The 1,460-nt window shown below is 68.8% G+C and carries 1 protein-coding gene; it reads left to right on the forward strand.

Annotated elements, in window-relative coordinates:
* Window positions 1–1,460 (forward strand): amino acid adenylation domain-containing protein (locus JGS39_RS39405; protein WP_219574570.1); only part of this gene is annotated, 1,460 nt, incomplete at both ends.

Raw genomic sequence — 1,460 nt, forward strand, 5'->3', positions numbered from 1 at the left:
GAGCGGGACGCGGTGGTCGAGACCTGGACCGCCACTTCCGAGCTGCCGGCCGGTGACGGCGCTTCGCTGGTGGATGCCTTCGAAGCGCAGGTCGTAGCCGGTGCTGCTGCTGTGTCGTGTGAGGGGGTGTCGCTGTCGTACGGGGAGCTGAACGCGGCGGCGAACCGTCTGGCACGGGTGCTCGTGGACCGGGGGGTGGGTCCGGAGTCGCTGATCGCCGTTGCTCTCCCGCGCTCCACCGAAATGATCGTGACGCTGCTGGGTGTACTGAAGGCGGGTGCGGCATACGTGCCGGTCGACCCGTCCTACCCGGCCGACCGGATCGCCTACCTGCTGGACGACGCGAACCCTGCCCTGGTCATCGCCACATCCCAGGTTGCGAACGACCTGAACGGGGACGGCTGGCTGCTGCTGGATGCCCCGGAGACCGTTGCTGACCTCGCCGGCCGCCCAAGCGGTGACCTGACGCAGGACGAGCGAGTCTCACCGCTGCTGCCCCAGCACCCGGCGTATGTCATCTACACATCCGGGTCGACGGGCCGGCCCAAGGGTGTGGTCGTCGCGCACGAGCAGGTGGTGCGCCTGTTCACGGCCACCGACCCTTGGTTCGGGTTCGGGCCGGAGCAGGTGTGGACGATGTTCCACTCCTACGCCTTCGACTTCTCCGTCTGGGAACTCTGGGGCCCTCTCCTGCACGGCGGGCGTCTTGTTGTCGTTCCGCACACGGTGAGCCGCAGCCCGGAACTGTTCCTGGACCTCCTGGTCCGCGAACGCGTCACTGTCCTCAACCAGACCCCCTCAGCCTTCTACCAGCTCATCCAGGCCGACACCGAAAACCCCGAACTGGGCGACCGCCTGGCCCTGGAGTACGTGGTCTTCGGCGGGGAGGCACTGGATCCGGGCCGGCTGACCGCCTGGTACCACCGCCACCCCCAGGACAGTCCGCGCCTGGTCAACATGTACGGCATCACCGAAACCACCGTCCACGTCACCCACCGCTCCCTCACCCCAGCCACACCGGGCGCCGGGTCCCAGCGGTCCCTGATCGGCGGACCCATCCCCGACCTGCGCCTCTACGTCCTGGACAGCGCCCTCCAGCCCACCGCCCCCGGCGTCCCCGGCGAAATGTACGTCGCAGGCGCGGGCCTGGCCCGCGGCTACCTCAACCGGCCCGCCCTGTCCGCGGAGCGCTTCATCGCCGACCCCTACGGCCCGGCCGGAACGCGGATGTACCGCAGCGGTGACCTCGCCCGCTGGACCCAGGACAGTGAGATCGAATACCTCGGCCGCGCCGATCACCAGGTCAAGATCCGCGGCTTCCGCATCGAACTCGGCGAGATCGAAACCGTCCTCACCACCCTGACCGGCGTCGCCCAGGCAGCTGTCATCGTCCGCGACGACCGCCTCATCGCCTACCTCACCGGCACCCCCGAAATCGCAGCTGTACGTGCCGAACTGAC

It is taken from the genome of Streptomyces poriferorum (assembly GCF_019399235.1).
Taxonomy (GTDB): Bacteria; Actinomycetota; Actinomycetes; order Streptomycetales; family Streptomycetaceae; genus Streptomyces; species Streptomyces poriferorum.